The sequence below is a fragment of the Ruegeria spongiae genome (assembly GCF_023502395.1).
GTDB lineage: Bacteria > Pseudomonadota > Alphaproteobacteria > Rhodobacterales > Rhodobacteraceae > Ruegeria_C > Ruegeria_C spongiae.
Window position 1 is genome coordinate 106,257 of the sequence record NZ_JAMFMB010000006.1, and the last position, 15,512, is coordinate 121,768.

General features: G+C 62.5%; 15 protein-coding genes. 5 read left to right on the forward strand and 10 right to left on the reverse strand.

The annotated features are described in order from the left end of the window. Positions 1-32 precede the first annotated feature (32 nt). From M3P21_RS06855 to M3P21_RS06875, 5 genes are all read left to right on the forward strand, one after another. The gene (locus M3P21_RS06855) at positions 33-419 is read left to right on the forward strand and encodes a nuclear transport factor 2 family protein (RefSeq protein WP_249707964.1); all 387 of its coding nucleotides are present in this window, start codon (positions 33-35) and stop codon (positions 417-419) included. Positions 420-451: 32 nt separating this feature from the next. Then, positions 452-1,858 (forward strand): NAD(P)/FAD-dependent oxidoreductase, encoded by a 1,407-nt coding sequence (locus tag M3P21_RS06860; RefSeq protein WP_249707965.1) that lies wholly within the window; start codon positions 452-454, stop codon positions 1,856-1,858. A gap of 42 nt (positions 1,859-1,900) precedes the next feature. Then, the gene (gene xsc, locus M3P21_RS06865; RefSeq protein WP_249707967.1) at positions 1,901-3,679 is read left to right on the forward strand and encodes a sulfoacetaldehyde acetyltransferase; all 1,779 of its coding nucleotides are present in this window, start codon (positions 1,901-1,903) and stop codon (positions 3,677-3,679) included. Positions 3,680-3,822: 143 nt separating this feature from the next. Then, complete coding sequence (locus M3P21_RS06870; RefSeq protein WP_249707969.1) at positions 3,823-4,857, forward strand: YeiH family protein; 1,035 nt, start codon at positions 3,823-3,825, stop codon at positions 4,855-4,857. Between the two features lie 59 nt (positions 4,858-4,916). Then, the gene (locus tag M3P21_RS06875; RefSeq protein WP_249707970.1) at positions 4,917-5,282 is read left to right on the forward strand and encodes a cupin domain-containing protein; all 366 of its coding nucleotides are present in this window, start codon (positions 4,917-4,919) and stop codon (positions 5,280-5,282) included. A 31-nt stretch (positions 5,283-5,313) separates the two neighbouring features. Here M3P21_RS06875 and M3P21_RS06880 read toward each other — a convergent pair whose 3' ends face one another. The 10 genes from M3P21_RS06880 to M3P21_RS06925 all read right to left on the reverse strand — a co-directional run bounded on the left by M3P21_RS06880 (position 5,314) and on the right by M3P21_RS06925 (position 15,501). Then, on the reverse strand, positions 5,314-6,006 hold the full coding sequence (locus tag M3P21_RS06880) for an SDR family NAD(P)-dependent oxidoreductase (protein ID WP_283780870.1): 693 nt from the start codon (positions 6,004-6,006) through the stop codon (positions 5,314-5,316). Beyond that, complete coding sequence (locus tag M3P21_RS06885; protein WP_308445926.1) at positions 6,003-6,980, reverse strand: zinc-dependent alcohol dehydrogenase; 978 nt, start codon at positions 6,978-6,980, stop codon at positions 6,003-6,005. The genes M3P21_RS06880 and M3P21_RS06885 overlap by 4 nt, the downstream gene beginning before the upstream one ends. 117 nt (positions 6,981-7,097) lie before the next feature. Next, positions 7,098-7,961, reverse strand: coding sequence for a sugar phosphate isomerase/epimerase family protein (locus M3P21_RS06890; RefSeq protein WP_249707971.1), 864 nt, complete (start codon positions 7,959-7,961; stop codon positions 7,098-7,100). Positions 7,962-7,973: 12 nt separating this feature from the next. Next, the gene (locus M3P21_RS06895) at positions 7,974-8,861 is read right to left on the reverse strand and encodes an NAD(P)-dependent oxidoreductase (RefSeq protein WP_249707972.1); all 888 of its coding nucleotides are present in this window, start codon (positions 8,859-8,861) and stop codon (positions 7,974-7,976) included. 127 nt (positions 8,862-8,988) lie between these two features. Then, positions 8,989-9,885, reverse strand: coding sequence for a DMT family transporter (locus M3P21_RS06900; RefSeq protein ID WP_249707973.1), 897 nt, complete (start codon positions 9,883-9,885; stop codon positions 8,989-8,991). 4 nt (positions 9,886-9,889) lie between these two features. After that, positions 9,890-10,786, reverse strand: a complete 897-nt coding sequence (locus M3P21_RS06905; protein WP_249707974.1) for an NAD(P)-dependent oxidoreductase — start codon at positions 10,784-10,786, stop codon at positions 9,890-9,892. Positions 10,787-10,807: 21 nt separating this feature from the next. Beyond that, the gene (locus M3P21_RS06910) at positions 10,808-11,830 is read right to left on the reverse strand and encodes a Gfo/Idh/MocA family protein (protein WP_249707975.1); all 1,023 of its coding nucleotides are present in this window, start codon (positions 11,828-11,830) and stop codon (positions 10,808-10,810) included. Positions 11,831-11,840: 10 nt separating this feature from the next. Continuing rightward, positions 11,841-13,469, reverse strand: a complete 1,629-nt coding sequence (locus M3P21_RS06915; protein ID WP_249707976.1) for a TRAP transporter large permease — start codon at positions 13,467-13,469, stop codon at positions 11,841-11,843. Continuing rightward, positions 13,469-14,317 (reverse strand): TRAP transporter small permease subunit, encoded by an 849-nt coding sequence (locus tag M3P21_RS06920; protein ID WP_249707978.1) that lies wholly within the window; start codon positions 14,315-14,317, stop codon positions 13,469-13,471. Before M3P21_RS06920 ends, M3P21_RS06915 begins: the two co-directional genes overlap by 1 nt. 17 nt (positions 14,318-14,334) lie before the next feature. Beyond that, positions 14,335-15,501 carry a mandelate racemase/muconate lactonizing enzyme family protein gene (locus M3P21_RS06925; RefSeq protein WP_249707980.1) on the reverse strand — a complete coding sequence of 389 codons (1,167 nt, stop codon included), beginning with the start codon at positions 15,499-15,501 and terminating at the stop codon, positions 14,335-14,337. Positions 15,502-15,512: the final 11 nt, after the last annotated feature.

The window sequence follows — 15,512 nt, forward strand, 5'->3', positions numbered from 1 at the left end:
CTACTACCTAACCCTCTACGAAAGTACAAAAAATGACCGATACCCTCACCGCCAAGGATTTGGCGGATACCTTTGATGCGTTCAATCGTCACGATATTGACGGCGTGATGACCCATTTTGCCGATGACTGCGTGTTCTACACCGTCGGCGGTGACGAGAAATATGGCAACAAGGTCGAAGGCGCCGCTGCCATCGCCGCCGCATTCTCTGGTGTCTGGGCTGGCATGAAGGACGCCCATTGGGATCACCACAGCCATTTCGTTCATGGCGACCGCGCCGTTTCCGAATGGATATTCTCGGGCACTGACGCCAATGGCATGCGCATTGAGGCCGAAGGCGCCGATCTGTTCACGCTGCGCGACGGCAAGATCGTCGTCAAACAGGCGCTGCGCAAGTCCCGGCCGATGTTCAAGGCCTGAGTCTCACCCCTCCTTTCCCGCGAGAATTCGTCATGGTTGATAATGCGATCCCCCGCCACTGGCCCAAAGCCAGCTATGACCCCAAATACGATCCTATTGTCGATGCCGGTCCGGGCCACAACCGCGACCATGCACCGACCTACTGGATCGGCACTGCAGGCACCCCGCCTCAGGATGACGGCCCCGTGTCCGGCGATTTCGACGCCGATGTGGTCGTCATCGGCTCGGGCTATACCGGCTTGTCCACCGCCATCCATCTGGCCAAGGAACATGGCATTCAGGCCGTTGTGCTTGAGGCCAATACCGTCGCCTGGGGCTGTTCCACCCGCAATGGCGGGCAAGCCCAGATTTCATCCGGACGGTTGAAACGCTCGCAGTGGATTCAGCGCTGGGGCGTGGATGTGGCCAAGGGGATGCATGCCGAGGTCACCGAAGCCTTCGAGCTGTTCAACGACCTGATCGCGCAAGACGATATCGACTGCGATCCGCAACCCGGAGGGCATTACTATATTGCCCACCGGGACAAGGTGATGGCGGGGCTGGAGAAGGAAAGCGCACTGCTGAACGAGACCTTCGGGTACGGCTCGCGCATCATGTCGCGGGAGGAACTGCATGAAAGCCATGTCCGCGACCAAGAGGCCGCCGGGGCCATGTGGGAACCGGACGGCACCTGCATCCATGCGGGCAAGCTGGCCTTTGGCTATGTCAACATGGCACGCCGTCTGGGGGCCAGGATTCACACCGCCAGCCCGGTGACAGGCTGGACCACCAAGAACGGCGTGCATCACCTACGCACACCGGGTGGTACCGTGCGGGCCAAGAAAGTGGCGCTGGCCACGGCGGGGTACACGCCGCCGGGCCTGAACGAAAAGACCAGGCACCGGCTGATGCCGATCCTGTCGAACTCGCTGGTCACGCGGCCGCTGACCGAGGCCGAACTGGCTGAATGCGGCATCCAGACCAAGTCACCGCTGACCGATACGCGTACTTTGCGCCACTATTACCGGCTGTTGCCCGACAACCGGATGCAGATCGGCAGCCGTAGTGCCCTGACCGGGCGCGATGCGGAAAACGACAAGCACCTAGCGATGCTGAAAAAGGGTCTGGCCCGCAAATTCCCGGCGCTGGAGGATATCAACCTGGATTATTCCTGGTGGGGGTGGGTCGATGTCAGCCACGACATGATGCCCCGGATCTTTCAGCCCAACCCGGACGAGCAGATTTTTTACGCCATGGGCTATGGCGGCAATGGCGTGATGTATTCCGCACAAGCTGGCCGCCGCCTGGCCCAGCTGGTGGCGGGCGACAAATCGGACAAGGCGTTCTCGCTGCCGATCTTCACCTCGGCGCTGCCCAGCCATGGTCTGCTGACCCCCTTCCGCCGCGCAGGCCAGAGATTTGCATATGTCTGGTACTACCTGAAAGACGAAATTATCTAACACTCTCAGTGAGCTAACGCTCCACTCACAAGGATTCACACCATGAAAATGACAACCGAAGAAGCCTTCGTCAAAACCCTGCAGATGCACGGAATCGAACATGCGTTTGGTATCATCGGCTCGGCAATGATGCCGATCTCGGACCTGTTCCCGCAAGCCGGGATCACCTTCTGGGATTGTGCGCATGAATGCACCGGCGGCATGATGGCCGACGGCTTTACCCGCGCCACCGGAGAAATGTCGATGATGATCGCCCAGAACGGCCCCGGCATCACCAACTTCGTGACCGCCGTCAAAACCGCCTACTGGAACCACACACCGGTTCTGCTGGTCACGCCGCAAGCGGCCAACAAGACCATCGGTCAAGGCGGCTTCCAGGAGATGGAGCAGATGCGCATGTTCGCCGATTGCGTCGCCTATCAGGAAGAGGTCCGCGACCCCTCGCGCATCGCCGAAACCCTGAACCGCGTGATCATGGAGGCCCACCGTGCCTCTGCCCCGGCCCAGATCAACATCCCGCGCGATTTCTGGACCCAGGTTGTCGATATCGAGATGCCGACCATTCTTGAATTCGAGCGCCCCTCGGGTGGTGACGCCGCCATTTCTGAGGCCGCCGAGCTGCTCAGCAATGCCGAGTTTCCGGTCATTCTGAACGGTGCCGGCGTGGTTCTGGCCGACGCGATCCCGGCCTCGGCAGCGCTTGCCGAACGTCTGACCGCCCCGGTCTGCTGTGGCTATCAGCACAATGACGCCTTCCCCGGCAATCATCCGCTGCATGCCGGGCCGCTGGGCTATAACGGCTCGAAAGCGGGGATGGAACTGATCAGCAAGGCCGATGTGGTCCTGTGCCTGGGTACCCGTCTGAACCCGTTCAGCACACTGCCGGGTTACGGGATCGACTATTGGCCCTCCAATGCCAAGATCATTCAGGTCGACATCAACCCGGCCCGTATCGGCCTGACCAAGAAGGTCTCGGTCGGCATCATCGGGGACGCCAGGAAAGTGGCCGAGGGCATTCTGGACCGTCTGGGCGATAGCGCCGGTGACGCAGGCCGCGAAGCCCGCAAGGCCGCCATCGCCACCGCCAAATCCACCTGGGCGCAGCAGCTGTCCAGCATGGATCACGAGGATGATGATCCCGGCACCACCTGGAACGAGCGTGCCCGCAACCGGCAGCCCGATCACATGAGCCCCCGGCAGATGTGGCGCGCCATCGATGCCGCGCTGCCCAAGAACGCGATCATCAGCTCGGATATCGGCAACAACTGCGCCATCGGCAACGCCTATCCGTCTTTCGAGGAGGGCCGCAAATACCTGGCACCGGGCCTGTTCGGCCCCTGCGGTTATGCCTTCCCGTCCATTCTGGGCGCCAAGATCGGTCAACCGGATGTGCCCGTTGTGGGCTTTGCCGGGGATGGCGCATTCGGTATCTCGATGAACGAGATGACCGCCTGCGGTCGCGACGACTGGCCTGCGATCACTCAGGTGATCTTCCGCAACTACCAGTGGGGTGCGGAAAAGCGCAACACGACCCTGTGGTTCGAGGACAATTTCGTCGGCACCGAGTTGGACCTGAATGTCAGCTATGCCGGTATCGCCCGCGCCTGCGGTGTCGAAGGCGTTCAGGTGACCAGCATGGAACAGCTGACCGATGAGCTGAACAAGGCCATCACGCGCCAGATGAAGGACAACAAGACCACCTTCATCGAAGTGCTGCTGAACCAGGAACTGGGCGAGCCGTTCCGCCGCGATGCGATGAAAAAACCTGTCGCCGTTGCCGGGATCGACCCGAGCGACATGCGCTCCAAGCGCGTGGCCTGAGACCACACCCCGTCGCGGCCAACCGGCTGCGGCGGGGGCTGAACGAAGATAACGAAACTCCCCGCCGGGCCCTGTGTCCGGTCTCTGGGCACCCTCCTGTTCCCTCCGGGCAGTCGAGGGTGCCGTCTTTCAGGATTGGCAAGATGCAGACTGCAGATTTCGCCCGTACCAAAGTACAGGGCCTTTCTGGTTTTTTACGGTTGAACGGACAAGGGTTTCTTGTGTCCGCCGTTGTTGCGGCCGCGGCACAGTTTCTGTCCGAACATTATGGCGCCCCGGCCATGCTGATGGCATTGTTGCTGGGCATTGCCTTTCACTTTCTGGCCGAGGACGGCCCCTGCAAACCGGGGATCGAGTTCACCTCGCGCACCGTTTTGCGCTTTGGTGTCGCGTTGCTGGGCGCCCGGATCAGCGTCGAGCTGATGGTTGGGCTTGGGGCAGGCCTGATCACCGTGGTAGTGGCGGGCGTCATTGCCACCATCCTTTTTGGTCTGCTTGGCGCACGGCTTTTGGGGCGCGGCTGGCGCTTCGGGCTGCTGACTGGCGGGTCGGTTGCGATCTGCGGCGCGTCGGCGGCGATGGCGATCTCGGCGGTGCTGCCCAAGAACGAGCATTCCGAGCGCAACCTGATCTTCACCGTCCTGTCGGTGACCGTGCTGTCGACCGTCGCCATGATCGTTTACCCGATCCTGACCCAGACTTTCGCATTCAACCACGAATATTCCGGGGTTTTCCTGGGCGGCACTATCCACGACGTGGCCCAGGTCGTTGGCGCGGGGTTCTCGGTTTCCGATCAGACCGGCGAAGTCGCAACCCTGGTCAAACTGATCCGCGTCGCGATGCTGGCCCCGGTGGTCCTGGTGATCTCGATCCTGGTGCGCCGCTATGCCGAGGATGGCGAGGCCGACGGCAAACGCCCGCCGATCCTGCCCTTCTTTGTGGTCGGGTTCCTGATCTTTGCAACGATGAACTCCCTCGGGCTGATCCCGGCGGCGGTTGTTGACCTTATGAGCAGCCTCAGCCGCTGGGCCCTGCTGATCTCGATTGCCGCGGTCGGCATGAAAACCTCGCTCAAGCGCATTCTTGACGTGGGCGGTCAGGCGATCGTGCTGATTGTCGCCGAAACCATCTTCATCGCGATTCTTGTCCTCGCGGGCGTGGTGCTGATCGGCCACTGAAGGCCCCAGGATCACACTCGGACCGACAAAGCCGCCAGATAACAGAAGGAACTCAAGCCATGCAAACCCATGTCATCGACATTGCCAATGACGCGCCGCAATCCACCGGCCAGCGGCGTTTGGCCGACCTGCCCGACCGCGTCGTCTCGGGCGATCCGCATCACGACACGGAAATCCAGTTCACCAGCCCCGACGGCAAGTTGACCGCAGGCACCTGGACCTCGACGCCGGGCAAGTGGCACGCCTTCACCGATAAGGATGAATACTGCTACATCGTCTCGGGCCATTGCGCCCTGATCCATCAGGACGGCACCCGTCGCGAATTCCGCGAGGGCGCGTCGTTTTTCATTCCCGACGGGTTTGTCGGCTTCTGGGAGGTGATCGAGACCACCACCAAACATTTCGTCATTCGGGACACCAAATAGCCCCACCTTCGGCGCCGGGGCCGCAGCCCCGTCACCGGCCCGGCAAATCCTGCGACCTGCCCCAGCGCTTCTGCGGAATGCGGTCGAGGATCGCCCTGGGCCGGTCCGGATCGTCCTGCAGCGCCTGGGTGTTATCGGTGGCGAGATAGCCCGGCGCAATGGCGTTGACGTTCAGCCCATGCGGCGCCCATTCATTGGCCAAAGCCTTGGTCAACTGCCCGATCCCGCCCTTCGAGGCGGAATAGCCCGGCACCGTAATCCCGCCCTGAAACGTCAGCAGTGACGCAGTGAAGATGATCTTGCCATGCCCCCGTTCGACCATCCCCCGCCCGATTTCGCGCGATAGGATGAACTGGGCCGAGAGATTCACCTCAATCACCTCATCCCACCAGTCGTCGGGATGTTCGGTTGCGGGTTTGCGCCGGATCGTGCCGGCATTGTTGACCAGAATGTCCGGCGCGACCCCGTCCGCAGCCAGTTGCCCGGCAAATCCCAGCACCGCGCCCCGATCCGAGAAATCGCATTGATATCCCCGGAAGCCGCGCCCCATGGCGGCGACGGCCTGTTCCACCTCGCTGCCCGAGGGTTCCAACGTGGCCGAAACCCCGACGATATCCGCCCCGGCTTCTGCCAGCGCCTCGGTCATGCCGCGCCCGATGCCGCGTTTGCACCTGGTGACCAGCGCCGTCTTGCCGGTCAGGTCAAAGCTTGCCAGGACGCTCATAGATCCCCTTCGACCTTGATCAGGCTTTTCATCGCGGTCGGGCTGCGGTCCAGCGCCTGAAACGCAGACTGTATGTCCGAGAGCGGGCTGATATCGGTGATCATCGTGTCGGCGTCGATGCCGCCTTCGGCAATGAGCGCGATGGCCGTCTCGTAGTCTTCGGGTTCATAGACCCTTGCACCGATCAACTTCAGCTCGCGCCAGAAGAACTGGAACAGGTCAATGCTTGGTTTCTGCGCGTGAATGGCGACCATCACGATCCGCGCCCGCGTCGCCGCCACTGCGGTCATCGCATCGACGCCGGGCTGGGTTCCGGACACTTCGAACACCACATCCGCGCCCTTGCCGCCGGTGCGCGCCTCGACAGCACCCTGCAGATCGGCCTCGACAGGGTTGACGGTGTCGAAGCCCAGCGTCTCGGCAATGGCCAGACGGTTCGGGTTGACCTCGGACTTCAGCACATTGCCTCCCGCATCGCGGGCAACCATCGCCACCAGCACCCCAATCGGCCCGCCGCCGATCACCACCACATCCTCGCCGGGCTGCAACCCGGACAGGCGCACGTCGTGGCAGGCCACCGCCACCGGTTCGATCAGAGCGGCATGATCCATGCGCAGATCGTCGGGCAGCACATGCAGCGTATGGGCGGGCACCGTCCACAGTTCCTGCATCGCGCCATCGGTATCGAGGCCAAGGAATTTCAGCTTGTGACAGATATGTGCATGCCCGGCATTACAGGCGGGACAGGCACCGCACGGGTCCAGCGGGCGCACCACAACTTTCTGCCCCGGCCTGACATCCGCAACGCCCGCGCCAACCGCCGCGACCACACCGGACATCTCATGGCCGATCACGCGATCGAACCCAACGCGTGCGTCCATATTTCCGTGATGGACATGCAGGTCGGTGCCACAAATACCGCAATAGGCAACGCGCAGCGTGACCTCATCCGTGCCGGGGTCGGGGGGCTTGATCTGCTCGACCGAGAAGCTTTACTCGCCGCGATAATAGGCGGCTGTAATGGTTTGATCGCTCATGATCCTGCATCCTTGTCTGGAATTTCATTGCCCGTCCTGAGGATCTGTCGACCGCTACCCGAAATGCGCCTTGAACTGCGCGATGCACTGACGGAACCCGGTCTCGAAATCGCCATTGCCGGGGTGGTAGACGGATTCGAAACTGATCACGCCGCCATAGCCATCTGCGCGCAGCGCATCGCCCATGGGCTGGAACTGATCCGCCAACTGCCCTTGCCCCATCTCACGCACATGCAATGTCGCGCGCGGCGTATCGACCTGCACATCCTTGATATGGATATGACCCAGATAACCGTTCCTGACCTCGCTATAACCTTCTGGAAAGGCGCGTTCATGGCACCAGCAGTTATTGGCCGGGTCCCACAGCACCTTCAGCGCATCCTTGGCATCCAGATCGTCGATCAGCCTGCGGGCGGTATAGTTGGAATTTACCATCGTGCCGTTGCCGGTCTCGACCACCAGTGTCACACCCGCGTCTCGGGCCACATCGACAGCGGGGGCAATCAGCGGCAACATCGCGTCCCACGCGCCATGGGCCACATTCCACTTTTCGGCCCCGTTATACCCCCAGAGGATCTGCTCCTTCTTCGGCGTCATGATCCGAACCAGCGGTGATCCCACCACATGGGCCATGTCGATCACCCGCATGAGCGCGTCCATATGCCGGCTGTGCAATTCATCGCCCGGCCTGTTGGCTGCGGTCATACCGGCAAAGACATGACGGCTGAGGCAGCTGACCGGTTTGCCCCGCGCGCGCAGCAGGGCGTCGATCTCGCGGATCTCATCGGGCGAATGGTTGCCCACCTCGGTATCGCCCACGAATTGCAGTTCGGCATAGGTCAGGTCAAATTCGTCCATCACATCCACCGCATGGACCAGATCGCGGCTGATGCCGTCGCAGATTACGCCAAGTTTCATGTCCTGCCCTCCTTAGCGGTGCAGTTCCGCACCGACGATCTCTTCCATCACGCGGGTACAGATCCAGTTGTCGCCATGGGGGTATTTCGTCTTGCCCTGATGGAAGATCTGCATCGCGCTCGCGGCCATGAACAGCGGCACACCAAGCTCTTCAGCCATGCTGAGCGAGATGGTCAGGTCCTTGTGCATGGTCCCGATCCCCGAGCCGGTGCCCTCGAATTTGCGGTCGATGATATTGCCGAGCGCGGTGTTGGTGATGCCGCAGCCCGCGCTGGAGGTGGAGAACACGTTATAGAGCACCTCACCGCTCACCCCCGCCTTGGCCGCCAATGCAGCGGCCTCGAAGGTTGCGCCGAACATCGCGCCGATCAGCGATTGCAGGCAGGCCTTGACCACCTGCCCCTCGCCGGGCCGGGTGCCCACACGGTGGATGGTGCCCGAGACCGCCTCCATCACCGGCGCAAAACGGTCCAGCACCGCAGCCGCGCCCGCTGCCATCATGGTCAGTGTCCCGCCCTGCGCGCCGGGAAACCCGCCCGAGACCGGGCTGTCGATCAGGTGAATGCCCGAGCCGTCCATCGCCGCGCCGATCTCGCGGGCCTCGGCGGGTTTGATCGTGGCGGTCAGGATCACCGCGCCACCTTGTGCCATATGGCTGATCAACCCGTCCGCGCCCAGAATGACCGATTTCGCCTGATCGCCGTTCATCACCATGACATAGACCGCATCCGCGTTTGCCCCGACCTGTGCCGCACTGGTGACAGGTTCGCCCCCCATCTCGGCAAAAGCCCGCATCCGCGCGTCATCCAGGTCCAGACCGCAGGTCTGAAATCCGTTCGCCATCAGGTTCCTGGCCAGCCCGCTGCCCATGTCACCCAGTCCGATTACGCCAACCCTCATATCAACTTCCCAGTTTCTTCCGGTGTCACCGGTGTTGCGTCTGGCGCCTCAGCGCCGGTTCAAGCCGGGGTTTCAGGCGCATTGCAAAGCGCCGGGCGGTCCGGAAGACACCCCTGCCCTATTTGGATCACGTTATGGCCGCACGCCCCCGCATCCGCTCGCGCTGCCAGATGATCACGCCCGAGAGCACGATCAGCGCCGCCCCCAGCAGGGTCGCAGCATCCGACAATTGATCGAACACGATGTAGCTGGCGATGGTCAGATAGATCAGAAAACTGTAGGAAAACGGCATCAGCACGCTTGCGGTGGCAAAACGATGCGCGCGGGTCAGAAGCTCGTGCCCGGCCCAGCCACAGGCCCCCAGCGCCGCCCAAAGCGTCAGGATCACAGGATCACTTGAGGGCTGCCAGATCGCAAAGGCAAACGGCGCGAGCAGGATGGTTCCCACCGCGCCGGTAAAGAATTGCATGGTGCGGCTGCTGACCTCACCCGCCAGATGCCGGGTCAGGAGGGCATAGATCGCAAGGCCGGTCGCATTCAGGATCGCAAGCGGTGCCGCCCAGTGGAAATCCGCACCAAACGGGTTGATGGCCACCAGCACGCCCACAAACCCCAGCAGGATCGCGCCCCAGCGCCAGGGACCGACATGCTCGCCCAGCAGCGGGACGGATAGCAGGCAGACGATGATCGGGGCCGAGAACATGATCGCGGAGACCAGCGTCAGCGACAGATAGGTCAGCACGAAGAAATTGCCGACCGTCGCCAGCGCCAGCGACGCCGCCCTCAGAGTCAGCAGGCCGAAATGGCGGCGGATCGGTTCCATGGGTCCAAGCCCGCGCAAGCCCGCCTCGCCCAGTGAGACCACAAAATGCCCGGCATAACGCAGAAAGGCCAGCTGCAACGCCGGCAAGCCCAGCGCCAGCATCCATTTGACCGAAGTATCCACGACCGAGAACAGCAGGTAAGCCGTCAGCATCATCACGATGCCCAGCGTCGGGCGATCAGAGAGCACCGGGGCCGTCACCACCTCAGCCCGGTTTGGCCGCGAAACGCGCCACGAAATGGTCGATCATCTGGCTGACCATCTCCTCGCCACGTCCCTCGTCCACCGCCGCGCGCAGCGCGCCCAGCGCCGCCGGGGCCATTTGCGAGGACACGCCTGCGTCCCGCGCCATTTGGTCGTAATAGCCCACATCCTTGGCGGCGTTCTTGATGGCAAAGGCCAGCATCGACGGGTCGCCATCAACACCATACGCCTTGACGAAATCCATCATCCCCGAATGCAGCGGCCCGGCGGCCATCACGTCATAGACGCTTTGTCGGGGGACGCCCGCAACATCAGCCATAGCAAAAGCCTCGGCCATGGCGTTGGCGACAGTCATGCCAAAGAAGTTGTTGATCAGCTTGACCGTATGGCCCGCGCCCAGCGCACCCAGGTGAAAGACGTTCTCGCCCAGATCATCAAGCACCGGCTTGACCCGGTCATAGGCCTCGTTGTCCCCAGCCGTCATGATGTTGAGCTGTCCCTGCAGCGCATGGGCCGGGGTACGGCCCAGCGGCGCGTCCAGATAGGCACCCCCTGCCTCTGCCACCTCTGCCCCCAGCATGCGGGTGCTGGCGGGCAGCGAGGTGCCGAAATCCACCACAACCGCGCCGGGCCGGAGCCCGGCGATCACGCCCTCGGGCCCGCGCATCCGCGCCTCGACGCTGGCCGAGGTATCCATGCAGAGCATCACCACATCGCTGGCCTCGGCCACCGCGCGGGCCGAGGCGACCTCGGTCGCACCACGCGCCACGGCGGCCTCCACATTGGCACGCGACCGGTTGGCCATGACCGTCACGCCATAGCCGCGATCCTGCAACCGATGAACCATGGCCGATCCCATCAATCCCAGGCCAATAAATCCGATTTCCGGTTTGCTCATCCCTTGCCCTCTCTTTGCTGCTCAGACCACATGGGCCATATCTCCGGTCTTGATATCTGCCGCCAGAAGCGCCTCGATCCGGCAGGTGGCTTGCAGGCTTCGCGCCGCATCATCGAGACTGATGATGGGCGCTGCCGTCCCGTCGATCACTTCGAGGAAATGCCCCAATTGCGCGTCGAGCGGCACAGCCCTTTGCGCCTCCAGTCGCGCGGGGCTTGGTGCTTGCGACCAGTCTCGCGCACCGGTCCAGAGCGTCAGCGACGGGAAGGAGACCGCGCCGGATGTGCCGGTGATCCACCACATATCCTGTCCGGTTGTGGCGATATTGGGGTTCTCGCCGGTCGCCGCCTCAAACCCCCAGGGGCTGGGCGCGGTGTCGGCAAAGCTGATCGTGCCACAGGCCCCCGAGGCAAAGCGCAGCGCAACGGCACCGCTTTCGACCCGGCCTGCCGCGCGCTGGGGTTGGGCACCAAAGCCGCAGATGTCGGTGATCTCGCCCAGCACGAAGCGCAGCAGATCGATGTCATGGACCAGGTTGATCATCACCGGGCTGCCTTCGGACTGGCGCCAAAGGGCCGAGAAATAATCCTCGGGCTTGCGCACCGACCAGATCAGGGTCGAGCTGATCGGATCACCTATCGCCCCCGAGCCCACAACTTCGCGCAGCACATCCACTGCCGGGTGATAGCGGCGATGGTGACCGACCAGGCAGCGCACCCCGGCGCGCGCGGCGATCTGGGCCAGATCATGAGCCTGCTCCACGGTGGTCGCGACCGGCTTTTCGATCAGCATGTGCCAGCACCGCGCCGCGCAATGGACGCCTTGCGGGTGATGCAGCCCGGTGGGTGTGGCGATGATCGCACCATCCACCGGGACATCCACGTCGAAGAGGTCTCGAAAAAACGGGGCCGTTTCATCCGCCCGCGCAGGATCGGCATCCACCACCCCGGCCAAAACGCAACCCGGATGGCAGTGCACCGCGGCCACATGGCGACTGCCGATCAGCCCGGCGCCAATGACGAGGATGCGCTTTGGCTGCGTCATTGCTCCTCCCCTAAAGCAGAACGGTGACGATGGACGGCCAGATCAGCAGCACCGCCAGCGCCAGGATCTGCACACCGATAAAGGGCAGGAACCCGCGGAAGATGTCGGTCAGCGAGATATGCGGCGGGGCCACGGATTTGAGGTAGAACGCCGCCGGTCCAAAGGGCGGAGACAGGAAACTGACCTGCATGTTCATACAGAACAGCACCCCGAACCAGATCGACACATGCTGCGGGCTGAGCTGGCCGACAAAGCCGATCTCTTCGATCGGCAGGCGTTGCACGATGGGCAGAAAGACCGGGATGATCAGCAGCACGATCCCGACCCAGTCCATGAACGCCCCCATGAAAAGCAGGATCAGCATCATGGTCAGCAGCACCAGCATCGTGGGCATGTCGGCCCCCACGATCAGATCCGCGATATAGCGTGGCCCGCCTGCAAGCGTATAGGCCCCCGACAGTGCCGCCGCGCCCACGGTGACCCAGATGATGGTGCCGGTCGAGCGCAGCGTGCGCATCAGGCTGTCCCAGACCAGCGCGACCGAGGCCTCACCCCGGAACAGAGCGATGATGAACACGGCCATCGCCCCCATGCCGGCGGCTTCGGTGATGCCGGTGATGCCGCCATAGATCGAGCCAAGCACGACGCCGATCACCGTAAACGGCGGCACCAGGCCCTTACCATGCGCCCAGCCGAGCTTTGACCGCTCGCGCCCGAAGACCACAAAGATCAGCGCCAGCCCAAGCACAAAGCTGATCACCAGCCACGGAATGTGATGGGGCATGCCCAGTGCGATGGGATCCACGTTTTCGCCCAGCGCCGCGTTCTGCCCGGTCAGGGTCAGGAACCCGACCCGCACCAGCAACAGGGCGGATACACCCGCCAGCAGAATCGACAGAAAGGCGGCGAACATGCCCAGTTTCTGCACCCCGGTCGGATCGCCAGGCTGCGGTGTGGGCAGCGGCGCGTCCTCGGGCCTGAGCTGGGTGCGGATCACAATGTAAAGGATGATGAAACTGGCCAGCATGAAGCCCGGCACAAACGCCCCGGTGAACAGCGCCTTGATCGAGGTTTCGGTGATCAGACCATAGATGATCAGCACAATCGAGGGCGGGATCATCGTGCCCAGCGAGCCTGACGCGCAGATCGTGCCAATCGCGAGGTTCTGGTTGTAACCCAGCCGCAGCATCTGCGGCAGCGCGATCAGGCCCAGCAGCACAACCTCTCCGCCAATGATCCCCGACATGGCCGCCATGATCACCGCCATCAGCGAGGTCACGATGGCAATCCCGCCGCGCACCCGGCTGAGCCAGAAATCCAGCGCGTTGTACATCTCTTTCGCGATGCCGGATCGTTCCAGCAACGCCGCCATGAAGATGAACAGGGGCACGGATATGAGCACATATTCCGTTAACAGGTCGAATATCTTCTGGGTTAGAATGTATAGCGCGCCGGTGCCGGGCCGCCCTGTCAGCATGCCTTCGCCAAAGCTGAGCGGGTTGAAGATCAGCTCGGGCTCGAACTTCATGATCATCACCGCCAGCGCCAGCACCGCTGAGGCAAAACCCAGCGGCATCCCGATCGCCAGCAGGATGATCAGGCCAAAGACCAGAACAAGCGAGATCGTTCCTACATCCATCAGTCAGACCCCACGCTGCGTTTGATTGCTTCAAGTTCTTCTTCGTCGATATCGTCCGCCGCTGTGTGCACGGTCGGCTCAAGGTTCCAGTCGGCGATCAGGTTGACGATCGCCTGAAGCGCGATCAGCACCACGGTGATCAGCACCATCGGCTGCATGGTGGCGGGTATCGGCGGGTCGAAGGCGGTGCCGAACATCTCCCATTTGTAGAATTTTGTGACAAAAACCTGGTGGTAGCTGCCGAAGACCAGAAAGAACGCAAAGATCGCCAGCAGCACGACCGAGATCGTGTCGAACAATTTCTGCATCCAGCGCGGCGCAAGGTCATACAGGATGAAAATGCGGATATGGCTGCGCTGCTGCATCGCATAGATGCCCGAGGCCATGAACACGAACCCCGCAATCCACAGCGTCAGTTCGTTCGCCCAGAGCGTCGGGGCCTCGATCACGTAGCGCAGGAAGACCTCATACAGCATCACGCCGGTCATCGAGATGATCATCATCATCGTGACCCGACCGATGAACAGCGCGATCCGGTCGATCGACCGCCAATGCGGATATTCCATCGGCGCAACCTTCACGGTGAGGCAGCCGATCACGAAGACGATCGGGATCAGGATCAGCGCGGCCCAGTCCAGCGCATCGGCGATCCCGCCGAACAGGCCCGGCAGGCCGGGGGTGACATCCTTGCGCAGATGCAGCTCGCTCATCTGGTCGAACAGGCTGGGATTGTCTGGCGGAATGAAATCCAGAAGATAGGCGGGCGTGTGCCAGATCGCCCAGCCCGTGCAGATCAGAAAGGCAAGGGGGATCACCCATTCCCAAAATCCACCGGTTTCCTCTTCCAAGACGCCCCCTCCCTTGCTCATGTGATTTCATAATGCCGGATGAAATCCGGGTCTGGTTCGATGCCCAGACCCGGACCACCCGGGATCGCGACGCGGCCTGCGCGCGCCCTGACCTGGCCCTGAATATCCAACGGCTGCAGCAGCAGGTCGTCGCGGAACCTGTTATCGGTTGTGTCGAACTCCAGCATCGGCTCCCACGGGTGCAAGCCACCCGGCAGGGGCGGCATCGCGGCCAGCAATTGCAGGTTGGCGGCCACCGCGATGGCCGAGCCCCAGACATGATTGGCCACCGGTGTGAAATGCGCGTGGCACAGTGCCAGAACCCGCAGATATTCGGTGATCCCGCCCAGCGCGCAGACCTCGGGCTGGGCAATGTCCAGCCCCCGGTTTTCCAGAATGCGGCGCCAGCCCCAGCGCCCGAATTCAGCCTCGCCACCTGATATATTGATGCTCAGCCCGGCGCGCAATTCGCGATAGCCGTCATGATCCGCGGGTGCCACGGGCTCTTCGAACCAATAGGCATCCAGTTCCTCCAGCGCCCGCCCGACATAGAAGGCATCACTGGTCGTGTAGCAGTGGTTGGCATCGACCATGAACGGAAAATCGTCGCCGACACCGCGACGCACGGCACACGCCAGTTCGACATCCGGTTTCGGGCCAAACCCAACCTTCATCTTGGTGGCGGCAAAACCCATTTCGCGGATCGCGGCGGCCTCATCCTCGAAGCGGCGGGCCAGATCACCGACGGGTTCGTCCCGCAGCATCATGCCATAGCCATAGACCGGCACATCGCTGCGATGCGCGCCACCGATCAACTTATGCACCGGCAGGCCCGCCGCCTTGCCCGCAATATCCCAGAGCGCGATATCCACCCCCGAGAGCGCCTGCATCGGCATGCCTTTCTGGCCGTGATCGCGCAGAAGATTGTAGACCTTGTGCCAGATCACGTCGCGGTCCAGCGCCTGCATGCCCAGCACCATTGGCCGGATCACCCGCTCGACAATGGTCTTGTTGGCCAGAGCCACGGTTCCGGGACCAAAACACTCGCCCCAGCCGGTCAGCCCGGCATCGGTGTCAACCCTGACCAGATGCGCGCTGCGCGTGCTGTAATATTGCTGCGAATAGCCCAGCGGTTCCGGCAGGTCATACTGCAGCACATGGCTGGTGATCCCGGTGATCTTCATCCTGCGCCAGT

Excerpts from the sequence above, each read along its gene's own strand:
- xsc (WP_249707967.1), top strand. The coding sequence starts at position 1,901 with ATGAAAATGACAACCGAAGAAGCCTTCGTCAAAACCCTGCAGATGCAC.
- M3P21_RS06870 (WP_249707969.1), top strand. The coding sequence starts at position 3,823 with ATGCAGACTGCAGATTTCGCCCGTACCAAAGTACAGGGCCTTTCTGGT.
- M3P21_RS06880 (WP_283780870.1), bottom strand. The coding sequence starts at position 6,006 with ATGAGCGTCCTGGCAAGCTTTGACCTGACCGGCAAGACGGCGCTGGTC.
- M3P21_RS06895 (WP_249707972.1), bottom strand. The coding sequence starts at position 8,861 with ATGAGGGTTGGCGTAATCGGACTGGGTGACATGGGCAGCGGGCTGGCC.
- M3P21_RS06915 (WP_249707976.1), bottom strand. The coding sequence starts at position 13,469 with ATGGATGTAGGAACGATCTCGCTTGTTCTGGTCTTTGGCCTGATCATC.
- M3P21_RS06860 (WP_249707965.1), top strand. The coding sequence starts at position 452 with ATGGTTGATAATGCGATCCCCCGCCACTGGCCCAAAGCCAGCTATGAC.
- M3P21_RS06925 (WP_249707980.1), bottom strand. The coding sequence starts at position 15,501 with ATGAAGATCACCGGGATCACCAGCCATGTGCTGCAGTATGACCTGCCG.
- M3P21_RS06905 (WP_249707974.1), bottom strand. The coding sequence starts at position 10,786 with ATGAGCAAACCGGAAATCGGATTTATTGGCCTGGGATTGATGGGATCG.
- M3P21_RS06910 (WP_249707975.1), bottom strand. The coding sequence starts at position 11,830 with ATGACGCAGCCAAAGCGCATCCTCGTCATTGGCGCCGGGCTGATCGGC.
- M3P21_RS06875 (WP_249707970.1), top strand. The coding sequence starts at position 4,917 with ATGCAAACCCATGTCATCGACATTGCCAATGACGCGCCGCAATCCACC.
- M3P21_RS06890 (WP_249707971.1), bottom strand. The coding sequence starts at position 7,961 with ATGAAACTTGGCGTAATCTGCGACGGCATCAGCCGCGATCTGGTCCAT.
- M3P21_RS06855 (WP_249707964.1), top strand. The coding sequence starts at position 33 with ATGACCGATACCCTCACCGCCAAGGATTTGGCGGATACCTTTGATGCG.